Source organism: Streptomyces sp. AgN23 (assembly GCF_001598115.1).
Classification (GTDB): domain Bacteria; phylum Actinomycetota; class Actinomycetes; order Streptomycetales; family Streptomycetaceae; genus Streptomyces; species Streptomyces antimycoticus.
This window is the reverse complement of the sequence record NZ_CP007153.1, coordinates 9,149,488-9,163,742: the sequence shown is the minus strand read 5'-3', so window position 1 is coordinate 9,163,742 and position 14,255 is coordinate 9,149,488. Positions and strand designations below refer to the sequence as shown.

Sequence of the window (14,255 nt, the reverse complement as noted above, 5' to 3'; positions counted from 1 at the left end):
ACAGCCCCATCGCTACATCCAGACAAACGGGCAGGTCAGCGGCCTACTCGGGCGGCGTCGGCGTGTCGTGGCTGCGGTACATCGCCTGGATGTCGAGCTCCAGCTTGACCGTGGGGCCGACCACGGCGATCCCGCGGGCGAGCATATTGCGCCAGTTCAGGGTGTAGTCCTCGCGGTGCAGTTCCGCCGTGGCGAGGGCGGCGCAGCGCAGTTCCTGGTCGTAGCCGCCGTTCACGGCGCCGAGGTAGGTGGTGTCCAGGGTCACCGAGCGACTGACGCCGTGCATGGTGAGGGGGCCCTGGAGGGTCCACTTGGGTCCGCTGCGCCAGGTGAAGCGGTTGCTGGCGAAGTGGATCTCCGGGAAGTTCTCGACGTCGAGGAAGTCCGCCGAGCGCAGGTGGTTGTCACGGGTGTTGTTGCCGGTGTTGATGCTGGAGGCGTCGATGACGACCTCGACGCGCGAGTCCTCCATCCGCTCGGCGATGTGGATGCCGCCCCGGAAGCGGGTGAAGCGGCCGTGCACATTGGCCATGCCGACGTGGCGGGCGATGAAGCGGATCGCGGTGTGCGGCGGGTCGAAGAGCCAGGTGCCCGGCGGGGGGAGTTCCAGCTGCTGGGAGGGTTCCATCTGCACCCGGCGGGGCGGGTCGCTCTGGCCGTAGGCGATGTCGACGGTGAGGCGGTTGGGCTGCAGCCCGCTTCCGGTGAGCAGCACCGTGTACTGCCCCGGTTCGAGCGTGGCGAGGAACAGGCCGTGGGGATCGGTGGTGGCCTTGGCCACCGTACGGGCGGCGCCACGCGTCTCGGTGACGGTGACCTCCACGCCGCCCAGGGCCTGGCCGACGGGGTCCAGGACCTCGCAGCTGAAGGCTCCGGCACCCACGGGCAGGGGGATCCTGAGTCCTGATCCGCGGTCCGGACGCTTGGTGCGCATGCGCCGGAGCAGTGCGAGGGGCATTGCAGTCATCTCACTAACGGTTTCTCTGGGGATGTAGGCACGTCCATGATGGAGCCCCAGGTCGGGCTCCCTGCGCCGGGGGGTGGGTGTCAGCCGTGGCCAAGAATCTTCCGTAGCGCCCCGATCAGCAACTCCCCCGCGTGCGGGGACATTTCGGGGTGGCGGAAGCCGATGTGGTTGTCGGGGCGGGTCAGCAGGGCCCCGCAGTCGCCGATCTCGCGCAGCCGGGCCCAGTCGCCGTACGGGTCCTCGTACTCCTGGCCGGGGCCGATGGAGACGGTGACGATCTCGACGCCCAGCGCCTTACGGGCCGCCTCGGCGGCCTCCTCCCAGCAGTCCCCGCCGATGCCGGTGAAGAGGGTGAACCGGCCGTGGCCGCCGAGGTCGAGGGTGGACAGCCGCTCACGGCCCCTGACGACCCATGCGTGCGGCAGCTTGGCGCCGGGGCGGGTGCTGGGCTGGTGGTACAGCTCGGGGTCGCGGCCGAACCCGGGGTCGGGGGTGCCGTCGGGGACGATGGCGTCCGAGACGTACCGCTGGTTCATCTCCACACCGTGCGCGTTGAACTCGTACACCTTGGCCGCGATGGCCTCGCGCAGCCCCTGCCGTTGCTTCGCGCCCTCGGGCGTGGCGGCCTTACGGGCGTCGACATTGCGCCACATCTGCTCGGTGTCGGAGGTGGCGAGCACACCCAGCGCCTCGAAAACCGGCGCGGTCTCACCGATGCTCCGATTGGCCCGCTCGACGATCTGCCGTCCCACCGGAGCCCGTTCGGCGGAGTAGGTGTCCAGAAGGGCGGGGGCAGCGGTGCCGTCGAGGACCAGCTTGAGCTTCCAGGCGAGGTTGTACGCGTCCTGGATGGAGGTGTTGGAGCCCAGCCCGTTGGACGGCGGGTGGCGGTGGACGGCGTCGCCGGCGCACAGCACCCGCCGGTCGGCGTAGCTCTCGGCGTACAGATGGTTGACGGTCCATGCGGAGGTCGAGGTGATGCGCACGGGGATCGTGTCGTCGCCGAGCAGCCGGTGCACCACGGACCGCGCGAACTCCTCGGTGAGGTCCGGCGGGCCCGCCTCGAGGTCGTAGCCCCACACCACCATCCACTCGGTCCAGGGGCGGACACAGCGCACCAGGCCCGCGCCGATGCCGCCCACTGTGGCGCCGGGGGCCAGCACCCAGTACAGCGTGGAGGGGCGATGGGCGGTCAGATGGGTGAGATCCGCCTCGAAGACGATGTTGAGGCTGCCCGCGACGCCCATCCGGCCGACCGTGGGCAGCCCGGCGTTCTCCACGACCCGGCTGCGTCCGCCGTCCGCACCGACCAGATAGCGGGCCCGGACGCGGTAGGTGTCCCCGCGCAGCCGGTCCTCGACCAGCGCGGTCACGCAGTCGTCCGACTGCTCGTGGGAGAGGTACTCGGTGTGGAAGCGCAGCGCGGTGCCCCGGGAGACGGCGGCGTTCACCAGCACCGGCTCCATCAGGTGCTGGGGCATGTCGCACAGCCGGCTGGGGCTGGCCAGTTCATGCGCGGCCTGGACGAGCGGGTCGTTGCCCCAGGAGCGCAGCCGTCCCAGCTCCTCGCCCGCGAGGCTGGTGCAGAAGACGGTGTTCCCCATCAGCGGCTGCGGCGTGGCCTGGGCGGTGACCTGGTCCTCGACGCCGAGGTCGCGCAGCACCTCCATGGTGCGCTGGTTGGTGATGTGCGCGCGGGGCGTGTCCGCCAGGCTTCCGTACCGGGTGACCATGACGTTGGGCACGCCGTAGGTGCTCAGGGCGAGCGCCGTCGCGGCTCCGGCGGGGCCACTGCCCACGACCAGTACGTCGGTCTCGACGGTCTCCACTGCTGAAGGGCTCCTCTCCGGGTGATGGGCGATCTCCTGACGATCGCCGGTCTCCCGCCGACGAGCAGTCTCCCGCCGACCGGCGACCAGCGACCAGCGACCAGCGACGCCGACCGGCGACCGGCGACCGGCGTTCAGCGATCGGCCATGACGACCGGCGATCTCCTCACGACCGGCGATCGACCATTGGTGATCTTGTTCCAGAACCCGGGTCCCGAGGTGTCTCATTTCGAAACACCGGTGACGTATACGGTGGAGGGGCTGTGACCATCGACAACACCCCCGCCGACTCGGCCCTCTCATCGCTGCGCCGGGCGCGCGACCGGTTCCTCAGCGGGCGGCCACCGGGCGACGGGCTCCCCGAGGACCTCGCCGAAGCCTGGCGGCGGGCGCGGTTCTTCGGCGTACCGCGCGATCTGGTGGCCCCGCCCAGGGTCCGGCCGCCCGAGGACTCACCCCTGCTGGCCGCGGCGCGCCCCGCGCTGGACCGCGTGGCGCCCGCGCTGAGCGGCGAGATGGGTCTGGTGCTCGTCGACTCCCGCTGCCGCGCGCTGTGGTCGGGAGGCGGCCGTTACACCGGCACGTCCGCCGATGTGACCGGTCTCGATCTGTCGGAGAAGGCGGTCGGGCACAACAGCGCCGCGCTCGCGCTGCGCACGGGGCGCCGGGCCGAGGTCCACGGCCCGGAGCACTTCCTCGACCTGTGGCAGGAGGTGTCGGCGGTCAGCGTGCCGCTGTACGAGCCGACGGCGGGCCGCCCGGCCGGCACCATCACCGTGGTGGCCCCGCTGGGCGAGGGCCGCGCCGCCCACCCTGGCACGGCGATCGCCGAGGCCACCGCGCACGCGGTCGAGACGGAGCTGCTGGGCCGGGCGCGCCCGGCGGAGCGGGTGCTGCTCGACGCGTATCTGCGTCAGCGAGCCGACGGGGCGGCCGTGGTGGCGCTCGACGGCAGCAGCCGCCTCGTCAGCCCGGAGGCCGCGCGGCTGCTGTCGCACGAGACGCTGGCGCGGCTGGAACGGCGTGCCACGGCCCTCCTCAGGGACGCGGACGCCGTCCCGGAGGGCGCACACTCCGGGACGGGGGAGGAGATCGCCGTACCGGACGGCGCCGGGCTCACCGTAAGCATGACGCGCGTGGCGCACGGGGGCGAGGTCATCGGGGCCGTCGCCACGGTGTGCCCGGCGGCCCCGCGGGCGCGGGCGCGGGCGGCGGAACGGCCGGGCCCTGGCCGGCTCCCGGGGCTCGTGGGCACGTCCCCGCCCTGGCGGGTGGCCGTCTCCCGGGCGATGGAGCTGGCGTGGGCCGCGGAGCCGCTGCTGCTGATCGGCGAGGCGGGCGTGGGCAAGACCGCGCTGGCCCGCGCCCTGCTCGGCCGCCGGGGCACGGCCGCACCGCGTCTGGTGGACGCCGCCGAGCAGGTGGCCGGTGAGGTGCCGAGCTGGTGCCGAGCGCTCGCGGAGGGGGACGGCGGCGCCCCGCCGCTGCTCCTGCGCCACGCCGAGCGGCTGGGCCAGTCCGATGTGGCCGCGCTGCTCTCGCTGCTGGAGGAGCGGCCCGCGGTGCCCCTGGTGGCGACGCATACCCCGGGTGCGCCGACGGGTCCGTGTCTGAGCCGGCTGCTGGACATCCTCGCGGCCCGGTCGGTGACGCTGCCGCCGCTGCGCGAACGGGTCGAGGACATCCCGGCGCTGCTGGCGGGCCTCGTCCGGCGCCCCTCCCCCGGACGTCCCCCGCTGACCTGGAGCCTGGACGCGCGGCGGGCGCTGGAGCAGCACACCTGGCCGGGCAATGTCACCGAACTCGCCCATGTCGTACGGGAGGTGGCCGAGCGCCGCCGTGCCACCGGACCGGTGCGGCGCGAGGAGCTGCCGTACGGACTGCGGGTGCCACCGGCCACCCGCCGGCTGAGTGGCATAGAACGGGCGGAGCGCACGGCGATCCTGGAGGCGCTGCGCCGCCACGGGGACAACAAGGTGCGGGCCGCGGAATCCCTGGGTATCGGCCGGGCCACGTTGTACCGGAAGTTGCGGGCGTACGGAATGGACCAGGCGTAGGGGAATGGACCGGGCGTAGGGGCGGAAACAGTCACCAGGGGGCCGGTCACAGGGGAGCCGGTCATCGGTCGCGGAGGGGGCAACGGTGACGCGAGACAACAGCGCCGAGGGCGAAGCGGTCACGGGCAGGCTGCTGATCCTGGAGTACGAGCAGGTGAAGGAGGAGCAGCGGGCGCGGATCGGATTCCGCGACAATCTGCTCTACGCGACACTCGCCGCGATGGCGGCCATCATCACCTTCTCCCTCCAGAGCCATGGACGTCCGGAGCTGCTGTTGCTGCTGCCCCCGGCATCGGCCCTGCTGGGCTGGGCGTATCTGGTCAACGACGAGAAGATATCGGCCATCGGGCGGTATGTCCGGGAGGATCTGGGGCCCCGGCTGGCGGCGCTCGTGCCAGGCCGGCCACCGGTGTTCGGCTGGGAGCGGGCCCACCGCGACGACGGCCGCCGGATCTCCCGCAAGCGGCTGCAGCTCGCGGCCGATCTGCTGCTGTTCACCGTGGCGCCGATCGCCGCCCTCGTCGTGTACTGGGCCTCGGAGCCGGTGCGGGCGGTGCTGCTCGCGGTGTCGGTGGCGGAGGTGGCGCTGATCACCGTCCTGGGGGTGCAGATCGTGCTGTACGCGGATCTGCACCGGCCCTGACGCATGAGAACCAGACGCATGAGAACCATAGGGTGCGTCGCATCCGTAAGGTGTCGGCGGAAGCTGTCCTAGGGGGGATCCATGGGCGCTGAGGGCAAGGACGGGTCGGCGCGGGCCGATGTGGTGGTCCTGACCGCGCTGGAGGTCGAGTACCGGGCGGTCCGGGCCCATCTGGAGGGTCCGCGCCCGGTCAAGGCGGAGCGGGGCGCGCTGTTCGAACTGGGTGTGTTCCGCGACGGATCCGGCGAGCGGACGGTCGCCATCCATATGACGGGGCCGGGCAATCCCGGCGCCGCGGCCTCGGTCGAGCGGGCCGCGGCGCTCTTCGCGCCCCGGGCGGTGCTGTTCGTGGGGGTCGCGGGCGGCCGTAAGGACGTCGCGCTGGGCGATGTGGTGGCCGCCGACGCGGTGTACGACTACGAGACCGGTAAGGACACCGAGTCGGGGTTCCTGCCCCGGCAGAAGACCCATCAGTCCGCCTACGGCCTGGTGCAGCTGGCCCGGCTGGTGGCGGCGGGCGACGCGTGGCAGCGGCGGATCCGCCCGGGTGACGACGGGCCACGCCCCCGCGCCCATGTGAAACCCCTCGCGGCGGGCGGCCGGGTGGTGGCACACCACCGCTCGGACGCCGGGCTCAGGCTCGCGGCCGGTGCGGGTGACGCGCTCGCGGTGGACATGGAGGGCTTCGGCTTTCTCGCGGGGGCGTATGTCAATCAGCAGCTGGACGCGCTGGTGATCCGCGGCATCTCGGATCTGCTCGGAGACAAGGGCGAGGCGCATGACGAGCGCTGGCAGCCGGTGGCCTCCCGGCACGCGGCCGCCTTCGCCTTCGAACTGATCGGCCGTATCCCGGTGGCCGCGGACGCCCCGGCGGTGGTGGACGCCCCGGCGGTGGCGGACGCCCCGGCGGCCCAGCCGCTCACCGCCGAAGCGCGGTCCCTCGACACCGACACTCGCTCCCTTGCGACCGATATGCCGTCGCTCGCCACCAGTACACGGTCGGTCGCCGCCGAAACACCGCCCGAAGCCCCCCGGCGGCGCAGGCTGACGATCCGTGATCTCGGCGGTCTCGCGGACACGCTGCTGGCCGTGTCCGGGATGACCTCCCCCGCCCGCTGGCAGCAGCTGCTCGACGAGCTGCCCACCGTCGGCACGGCGGTGGGCCGTCAGTCGGGGAGCCGCGCGGAGGCCCTGTCCCTGCTGCGCACCTGCGAGGCGCGGCGTGCGATGGGCGAGCTGGTGGAGGTGGTCGCGGTGCTCGCCCCGGACGATCCGGCGGCCGCCGAACTCGCCCTGCGCATCGAGGAGCTGGGATTGGAGTGACCCTCCTCACCCTCCCGACCCGGCGGGTGCCGAACCCCGGGCCGCCCGCGCACGGGTCCCGCACGTTGCCCGGGCCACGGCGGAGGGGCGTCCCGCACACCAGGTCGCCGGAATCGCCCAGGTGGCCCCCTGGGGAGGACCGCCCTCCGCCTCACGGGCACCGGCTCTCCCGATCCGCCACCGGGGCGTGTCCCCACCGCGGCGAGGACCGCCGGGGGCGGGGACGGTGCCGTGGACATACTCACCCAGGGGGTGTCAGGCGGAACTTGCGGGGAAAACAAGTTGTCCCGGAGTCCGAGCGATTGGTGCCCGTGTGTGGCAGGGTCTCCGGCGGGATCATCGGCGGCGGGGACCGGTGATGCGGCCTCGGGGGAGGGCACAGCATGGCGGCCATGGGGGAAGGTGGCCTGAAATCGGTCGGCAACCTCGTCACGGCGTTGAAGGAGTTCCGCTGTCTGACGGATCCGGATCTGCGCACGCTGTGTCTGGATCTGGTCGCCATGGAGCTGGAGATGACCAGCGTTCCCGTGCGCGTCCACCGGGTGACCGACTACTTCCTGGTGGAGCTGGCCCGCGAATGCCTGGAAAACGTGCGGATCATGCACGCGCTACGCGCGTCCCTCGCGGTGATGGCGGCGGCCGACGAGGACGCCATGATGCGGCTCGACTCGGTCATGGAGCAGATGACGGCCCGTCCGGCACTGCCCGAGACCGCCGCCGCGAAGCTGCGGTCGCTGCTGGAGGAGCTGGAGATCGAGCAGTTGGGCCAGTTGTGCCGTACGGCGGCCGGCCCGCTGCAGGACATTCCCGCGGTCACGAGCCCCTGGCACGCCTTCGAGGTGCTGAGCCGGATGAACGCGCAGCCGGGCGGGCTGCCGCCGGGGCTCGCGCTCGTGGAGTACCTCGCGGCGGCGGCGCGTCCGCTGCAGCGGGCCGACGCGCTGCGCGAATGGGCCGATGAGCAGGCCCGGGAGCTGGGCCTGACGCCACAGCTGCGGTCGCTGCGGCAGCAGGTGGGGCATGCCGCCCCGGCCGGGCCGGTGGACGCCTATCTGGTGATCCGGCTGCTGCCGCAGGAGGAGGCCGGGTGCTACGAGCTCTCGTCCTGGCATCAGTACGACCCGACCGGCTGGCATCCGGCCCGCGGCCCGGTCACCCAGGTCACCTCGGAGACAGCGGAACGGGCGGTCCAGACGCTGGTGTACGAGGCCGCCGAGGAGTGGGACGACGCCGGGGCGATCCATATCGAGTTCATGCTCGGCCCGGATGACCTGAATCTGCCGGTCCACCGCTGGCGTCTGGAGCTCGACAGCGAGATGCCCACTCCGCTGTACATGGACTATCCGGTGGTCGTACGGAGCCTGGAGCGAAGCCGGACCAGACGCTGGCACCGCCAGTGGAAGCAGCGCTGGAACGTCTTCGAGCAGCAGCCCGAGCGCGCCAAGCAGCTCGTCGTGGACGGCGAGGACCCGGACAGCCCGCGCTCCGGCGACACCCGCGCCCTGCTCGCCCGGCTCAAGGTCGACCCCCAGGTGGTCGCCCTGATCCTCAACTCGCCCCCGGGGGCCACCCCCGAGGGAAACTCGGAGGTGCTGACCGCCTGGCGGGCCGGGATCCCGGTGATCGCCTGGGACGGCCGGACGCCTCGTGACCCCGGCTTCGTCCAGCAACTGAGACAAAAACAGGCCGAGCCAAGCGGGAACCTGGCACGGCTCCGTGAAGCCGTGACAGAGTTACGTCTGGACGCCCATACGATCGGCTCCGCGGAGGGGGAGCATCACCTCGGGCAACATGTGGTGCTCGTTTGGGACGACCCAACCCGACCTGTGGAACCTCTTGGGCGCATGACGGGGCCGGACGACGGGGTAGGTGGTCGATGAGCGACGGAGAGCCTGCGCGGCGCCACAACGGACGGGTCCACCAGGACTCGGGGTCCGCCTCCGGTGCCCTGCCGTCCGGGATACCGCGCCCCTGGTGGATCTACCAGGGCACCGGGCGCCCGCTCCACGACGTAAGCCTGGAGGAGATCCTTCCGCCGCCGCCCCCGTGGCGCACCTTCGGCGGGGTCTCGGCCTGCCCGCCCGACGGCGACGGCGGGCCCGGCGCGTTATCGGATCGGGACGACACCCCGACCGAGCCCCCGGCGCCGCCGGAGGACGAGCAGGACACCGCCCGGCGGCTGGGCGCGGCACCCCTGGGCGTGCGCTCCGACCCCGAGGAGGCCGATCTCGTCAACGCGGCGCTGATCCTCAGGCGCCCCCTTCTGGTAACGGGCCGCCCGGGCACCGGCAAGTCGACGCTGGCGTACCGCATCAGCCGGGAGCTGGGCCTGGGCCGGGTGCTGCGCTGGCCGATCACGACGCGTTCCACCCTGCGGGCCGGGCTCTACGGCTACGATGCCGTCGGCCGTGTGCACGCCGCGGCGGCCGGGCAGGCGTCGGAGGGGGACACGCACGAACCCGGACCGGAGGACATCGGCGACTTCCTCCAGCTCGGCCCGCTGGGCACGGCGATGCTCCCGCACCGTCTGCCGCGCGTCCTGCTCATCGACGAATTCGACAAGAGCGACATCGATCTGCCCAATGATCTGCTCGACATCTTCGAGGCCGGCGAGTACTCCATTCCGGAGCTGGTGCGCATCCGCCGACGCCGCCCGGCCGTATCGGTCCTCACCGACGATCCGGAGCGCAGTACCGTCATCGCCTCGGGTCGGGTGCGCTGCAGCGCCTTCCCCGTCGTCATCATCACCAGCAACGGCGAACGGGATTTCCCGCCCGCGTTCCTGCGGCGCTGTCTCCAGCTCCGGCTGCCCGACCCGGACGCGGACCGGCTCGCCGCGATCGTGGCCGCGCATCTGGGACGGGCCGACGATCCACGCGCGCGGGAGCTGATCCAGATGTTCCTCGAGCGCAGCGAGCGCGAAGGCGGCCTGGCCGCCGACCAGTTGCTCAACGCGGTGTATCTGGTGACGTCCCAGTCACCTGTACCGGGGCCCGAGTGGGAGGAGCTACTGCAGGCCGTCTGGCACCGGCTGGACAGTGCAGCAGGCTCGACATGACATATGACCCAGGCGGCCGGTCCGCCGGGCCCGCCCCTCGGGACCTCGACTGGCGGCAGCTGGCCGACGCCCTGTGGCTGGCGGTGTGCAAGGCCGAGACGGACCCCGGCCCCGCACGGCCGGACCCGGGGCCCCTCCCGGGGGCACCGGAGGCGGACGCCCCGCCGCCCGGTGACGAGCCGTCCGACGAGCCGCGGCAGGACCGCGAGGGGGAGTGCCCCGCGGCGGAGCCCGAGGCCGGGCCCGCGGTCGCGGAGCCGCTGCTCCCCGCGGAGCTGGTCGGCGTCCCCGCACCGCCCGGTGAGGCGGAGCCGGTGACCGTCGCGGAAGCCTTCGTTCCCGCGCGCCGGGCGTCCGTCGCCGAGCCGCCGCTGCCCGAGCGCGCCCTGTCCCGGGCGCTGCGGCCGCTCAAGCGCACCTCGCCCTCGCTGGTCGAGATGGAGATCGACGAGGAGGCCACGGCCGAGTCCGCGGCGCGCGAGGGGCTGTGGGTGCCCGCCTGCGTGCCGGTGCGCGAGCGCTGGATGGACGCCGTTCTGGTGGTGGACTGCGGCAGTTCGATGGTGGTGTGGCGGCGGACGGCCGATCATCTGGTCACCGTGCTGCGACGCACCGGCGGCTTCCGGGATGTGCGGGTGCACCGGCTGAACACCGACCACCCGTTACCCGAGGACCGGTCGCCGGTGGCGGGGATGCCGCCGCGCGGCAAGCGGACGGTGCTGGTGCTGACCGACGGCATCGGCGCGGCCTGGGCCGATGAGAGCGCCCAGCGCGCGCTGGCCCACTGGGCGCGGCACGCCTCGGTCGCGGTGCTGCATGTCTTGCGCCAAGGCCGCTGGCACCACACCGGGGTGGCGCCGGAGCGGGTGCGGGTGCGGGTCCCCGAACCGGGCGCCCCCAATGGCACCTGGCGGCGGGCGGACGGCGGTTCCTGGCCGGGCGGCGCACCACCGGTCCCGGTGCTGGAGCTGGACGCGCGGTGGATGGCCAACTGGGCGCGGCTGGTGGCCCGCCCGTCGGCGCGCGGCGAGGACACGATGGCGCTGCTGCCCGGGGCGCAGGCCGAGCGCTGGGAGCCCGAGCCCGAACCGAGCGCCTGGGACCGCGTCTTCCGGTTCCGCGCCACCGCCTCGCCGAGCGCCTTCCGGCTGGCGTCCCGGCTGGCCGCCGCGCCGTTGAACATTCCCGTGATGGAGTTCGTGCAGGGGATCCACCAGCCGGAGGGCAGTCCGGGCGATCTGGCCGAGGTCCTGCTGGGCGGACTGCTGCGCAAGGTGGGGACCGCCGACCCGCTGGACGAGACGGGCATCGGCTACGAGTTCCACGACGGGGTGCGGGAACTGCTGCTGTCCGCCGGGATGCGGGACGAGTCGCTCTACATCCTCGGGAGCGTCCTCGATCGGCTCGGCCGCCGCTGGAAGCCGCTGCTGATGCTCCGCGATCTGCTCAACCACCCCTCCGGGCCGGTGCACGACCTTCCCAAGACGGAGCGCCTGCTGCCGTACATCCGCCTCCAGGAACAGGTGTACCAGGCTCTTTCCGGTCCGTACCTGGAGGGTGCGCGCTCCTTTCGCGCCCTGGTCGTGGCCCATCAGGCGCTCGCCCGCTCGGGGGAAAGCCGACCCGATCCAGTTGAAGACGCATCACACAGGGGAAGATATGCGGTCTCCGAGGCGCTTGCCATGACTGACTCCACGACTCCCCGAACCGACCCGCTGTCCCAGGCCGACGATTCACCATCCCCGCCGGCGCACGGCACGCCGGGCTCGGCGGCGGAGCATCTGAGAGGAACATTCGTGTCCGTGACCGCTGCCCGGTCCCTGCCCGCCGTGGAGGAGCGCCAGGCCGGGGAACCCCCGTCCATTTGGGGAAATGTACCGCCCCGGAACAACAACTTCACCGGGCGGCAGACGTTGCTCGACACTCTCCACGAGCGGCTGAGGAGCGAGGGCACCGCCGCCGTGCTGCCGGAGGCCCTGCACGGGCTGGGCGGGGTGGGCAAGTCACAGATCGCACTGGAGTACGTCCATCAGCACGCCGCCGACTACGACGCGGTGTGGTGGATCCCGGCGGAGCGCCCCGAGCAGATCCGCCAGGCGCTGGTGCAGCTCGCCGACCGGCTCGGACTGCGTGCGGGCATGGAGGCCAACACGGCCGTGCCGAGCGTACTCGACGCGCTCCGGACCGGACGCCCGTGCCGCAACTGGCTTCTGGTCTTCGACAACGCCGAGGAACTGGAGACGGTACGGCCGTTCTTCCCCGCGGGCGGGCCGGGCCGGATCCTGGTCACCTCGAGGAACGCCCAGTGGTCGCGTGCCGCCCGCACCGTCGAAGTGGACGTCTTCGAGCGGGAGGAGAGCATCGAACTGCTGCGCCGCCGGGGGCCGGAGCTGCCGCGCGACCAGGCCGACCGGGTCGCCGACGCCCTGGGGGACCTTCCGCTGGCCATCGAGCAGGCGGCGGCCTGGCTCACCGAAACGGGTATGCCGGTCGACGAATACCTTCAGGTGTTCGAGGACGAGCGCGCCGATGTCTCCACCCGCCGTAACGAGCTGCTGGCGGCGGGCGTTCCGGTGGACTACCCCGAACCGGTCGCCGCCGCCTGGAACATGTCGCTGCGCCGGCTGGCCGAAACCCATCCGGGTGCGCTCCAACTTCTGCAGATGTGCTCGTTCTTCGCGCCCGAGCCGATCTCCCGGCGGCTCTTCTCCGGCGTGCGCGGGGTGTCCCTCTCCCCCGAGCTGTCGGAGGTGCTGCAGGACCCCATCAAGCTCGGCCACGCGATCCGTGAGATCAACCGCTACGCCCTGATCAAAATCAATCACCGCAGCAACACGATCGAAATGCACCGGCTGGTGCAGGCCGTGCTGATCGGCCAGATGTCCACGCAGCAGCAGGCGGATATGCGCCACAGCGCCCATGTGCTGCTGGCCTTCGGCGACCCCAACGACGTCGCTCCCCCGAACTGGGGACGGTACGCCGACCTCCTCTCCCATGTCCGGGCCTCGCGCGCGATGGAGTGCGATGACAAATGGGTGCGGCAGATGGTGCGGAATCTGGTGCGTTTCCTCTTTATCTGGGGGGACCACGAGGGTGCGCTGGAACTCGGTAACCAGGTGCGCCGCAATTGGGTCGAGACACTCGGTGAGGACAGTCCGGAGACGCTGGCCGTCTCCCGGACCCTGGGCCATGTCCTGACCGTGCTCGGCCACTTCAAGGAGGCCCGGGAGCTCAACCGCCGGACGCTGGAGCTGCAGCGCGCCAGCGAGGGCGACGACCACGAGAACACCCTGGTGACCCAGGGCGCGGTCGCCGTCGACACCCGCTACCAGGGCGACTACGCGCGCTACCTGGAGCTGGAGAAGAACCGCTGGATCCGGACCCAGCGGCTTTTCGGGGACGAGGACCCGTACTCCATCGGCGCGGCGAACGACTACGCCGTGGCGCTGCGCGCGACGGGGAACTACGCACAGGCCCGGCAGATGGACGAGGAGGCACGGCGCACCGCCGGTCTGGTGCTCGGCGAGGACGCCTTGCTGACCATTCTGGTGGAGGCCAATCTCAGCATCGATGTCCGTGAGAGCGGGGAGTACCTGGCCGCCCGCGACATGCTGGAACAGACCTGTGCCCGCGTCCGCCGGGTGCTGCCGCAGAACGCGCCCGTCGGTGTCTACGCCCTGCGCAATCTCGCCGTGGCGCGCCGCAAGGCGGGCGACCACGAGGGCGCCCTGGACCTCAGCCGAGAGGTGCTGGAGCGCTATCAGCTGCGCTATACCGAACCCAACATCAACATCACCACGACGGCCCTGAACCTGTCGATGGATCTGCGGCAGACCGCCGATCTGGAAGGCGCCCGTGAGCTCGGCCGGAAGTGCCTGGACGACATGCGCGCCGCCCTGGGGGAACGGCATCCGGCGACCCTGAGCGCCGCGGTCGACCTCGCGGTGACCCTGAGGCTGCTGGGCGAGACCGATGAGGCGCTCGTGCTGAACAAGGAAACCCTGCTGGTGCTCGTCGAGCAACTGGGGGCCGACCATCCCGTGGCGCTGACCTGCGCCATCAACATGGCCAGCGACCACTACACGCTCGCGGACTACCAGGAGGCCCACGAGCTGGACACCGAGACCCTGGCGACCTGCCGGTCCAAGCTCGGTGAGGACCATCCCACCACCCTCGCGTGTGCGGTCAATCTGTCGGGGGACCTTCGTGCGCTGGGCGAGGGCAGGCAGGCGGAGGAGTTGCACCAGGACGCGCTCGGCCGGATGCGCCGGGTGCTGACGGCCGGCCATCCGGCGACGGTCGCGGCGGCCCGGGGCATCCGGGCCGACTGCGATGTGGAGGCCACGGCCGTCTGACCCGGCGGCCGTCCCGCCGCGCG

General features: G+C 72.2%; 9 protein-coding genes. 7 read left to right on the top strand and 2 right to left on the bottom strand.

Going from position 1 to position 14,255, the window contains the following annotated elements:
• Window positions 1–43: 43 nt before the first annotated feature.
• Window positions 44–958 (bottom strand): YceI family protein, encoded by a 915-nt coding sequence (locus AS97_RS39770; RefSeq protein WP_059146059.1) that lies wholly within the window; start codon window positions 956–958, stop codon window positions 44–46.
• Between the two features lie 89 nt (window positions 959–1,047).
• Entirely contained in the window at window positions 1,048–2,796 is a 1,749-nt protein-coding gene (locus AS97_RS39765) for an FAD-dependent monooxygenase (RefSeq protein WP_086706789.1), read from the bottom strand.
• A gap of 24 nt (window positions 2,797–2,820) precedes the next feature.
• Between AS97_RS39765 and AS97_RS39760 the strand changes: the two genes are divergently transcribed.
• The 7 genes from AS97_RS39760 (at window position 2,821) to fxsT (ending at window position 14,232) form a co-directional block, all read left to right on the top strand.
• Window positions 2,821–3,063, top strand: coding sequence for a hypothetical protein (locus AS97_RS39760; RefSeq protein ID WP_210566588.1), 243 nt, complete (start codon window positions 2,821–2,823; stop codon window positions 3,061–3,063).
• On the top strand, window positions 3,060–4,853 hold the full coding sequence (locus tag AS97_RS39755; protein ID WP_210566587.1) for a helix-turn-helix domain-containing protein: 1,794 nt from the start codon (window positions 3,060–3,062) through the stop codon (window positions 4,851–4,853). The genes AS97_RS39760 and AS97_RS39755 overlap by 4 nt, the downstream gene beginning before the upstream one ends.
• 85 nt (window positions 4,854–4,938) lie before the next feature.
• Entirely contained in the window at window positions 4,939–5,496 is a 558-nt protein-coding gene (locus AS97_RS39750; protein WP_093467023.1) for a hypothetical protein, read from the top strand.
• Window positions 5,497–5,577: 81 nt separating this feature from the next.
• On the top strand, window positions 5,578–6,819 hold the full coding sequence (locus AS97_RS48755) for a hypothetical protein (protein WP_210566586.1): 1,242 nt from the start codon (window positions 5,578–5,580) through the stop codon (window positions 6,817–6,819).
• Window positions 6,820–7,211: 392 nt separating this feature from the next.
• Window positions 7,212–8,699 carry a hypothetical protein gene (locus AS97_RS39740; protein ID WP_236669654.1) on the top strand — a complete coding sequence of 496 codons (1,488 nt, stop codon included), beginning with the start codon at window positions 7,212–7,214 and terminating at the stop codon, window positions 8,697–8,699.
• Entirely contained in the window at window positions 8,696–9,877 is a 1,182-nt protein-coding gene (locus AS97_RS39735) for a MoxR family ATPase (protein WP_086706792.1), read from the top strand. The genes AS97_RS39740 and AS97_RS39735 overlap by 4 nt, the downstream gene beginning before the upstream one ends.
• Entirely contained in the window at window positions 9,874–14,232 is a 4,359-nt protein-coding gene (gene fxsT, locus AS97_RS39730; protein WP_210566585.1) for an FxSxx-COOH system tetratricopeptide repeat protein, read from the top strand. The genes AS97_RS39735 and fxsT overlap by 4 nt, the downstream gene beginning before the upstream one ends.
• Window positions 14,233–14,255 lie beyond the last annotated feature (23 nt).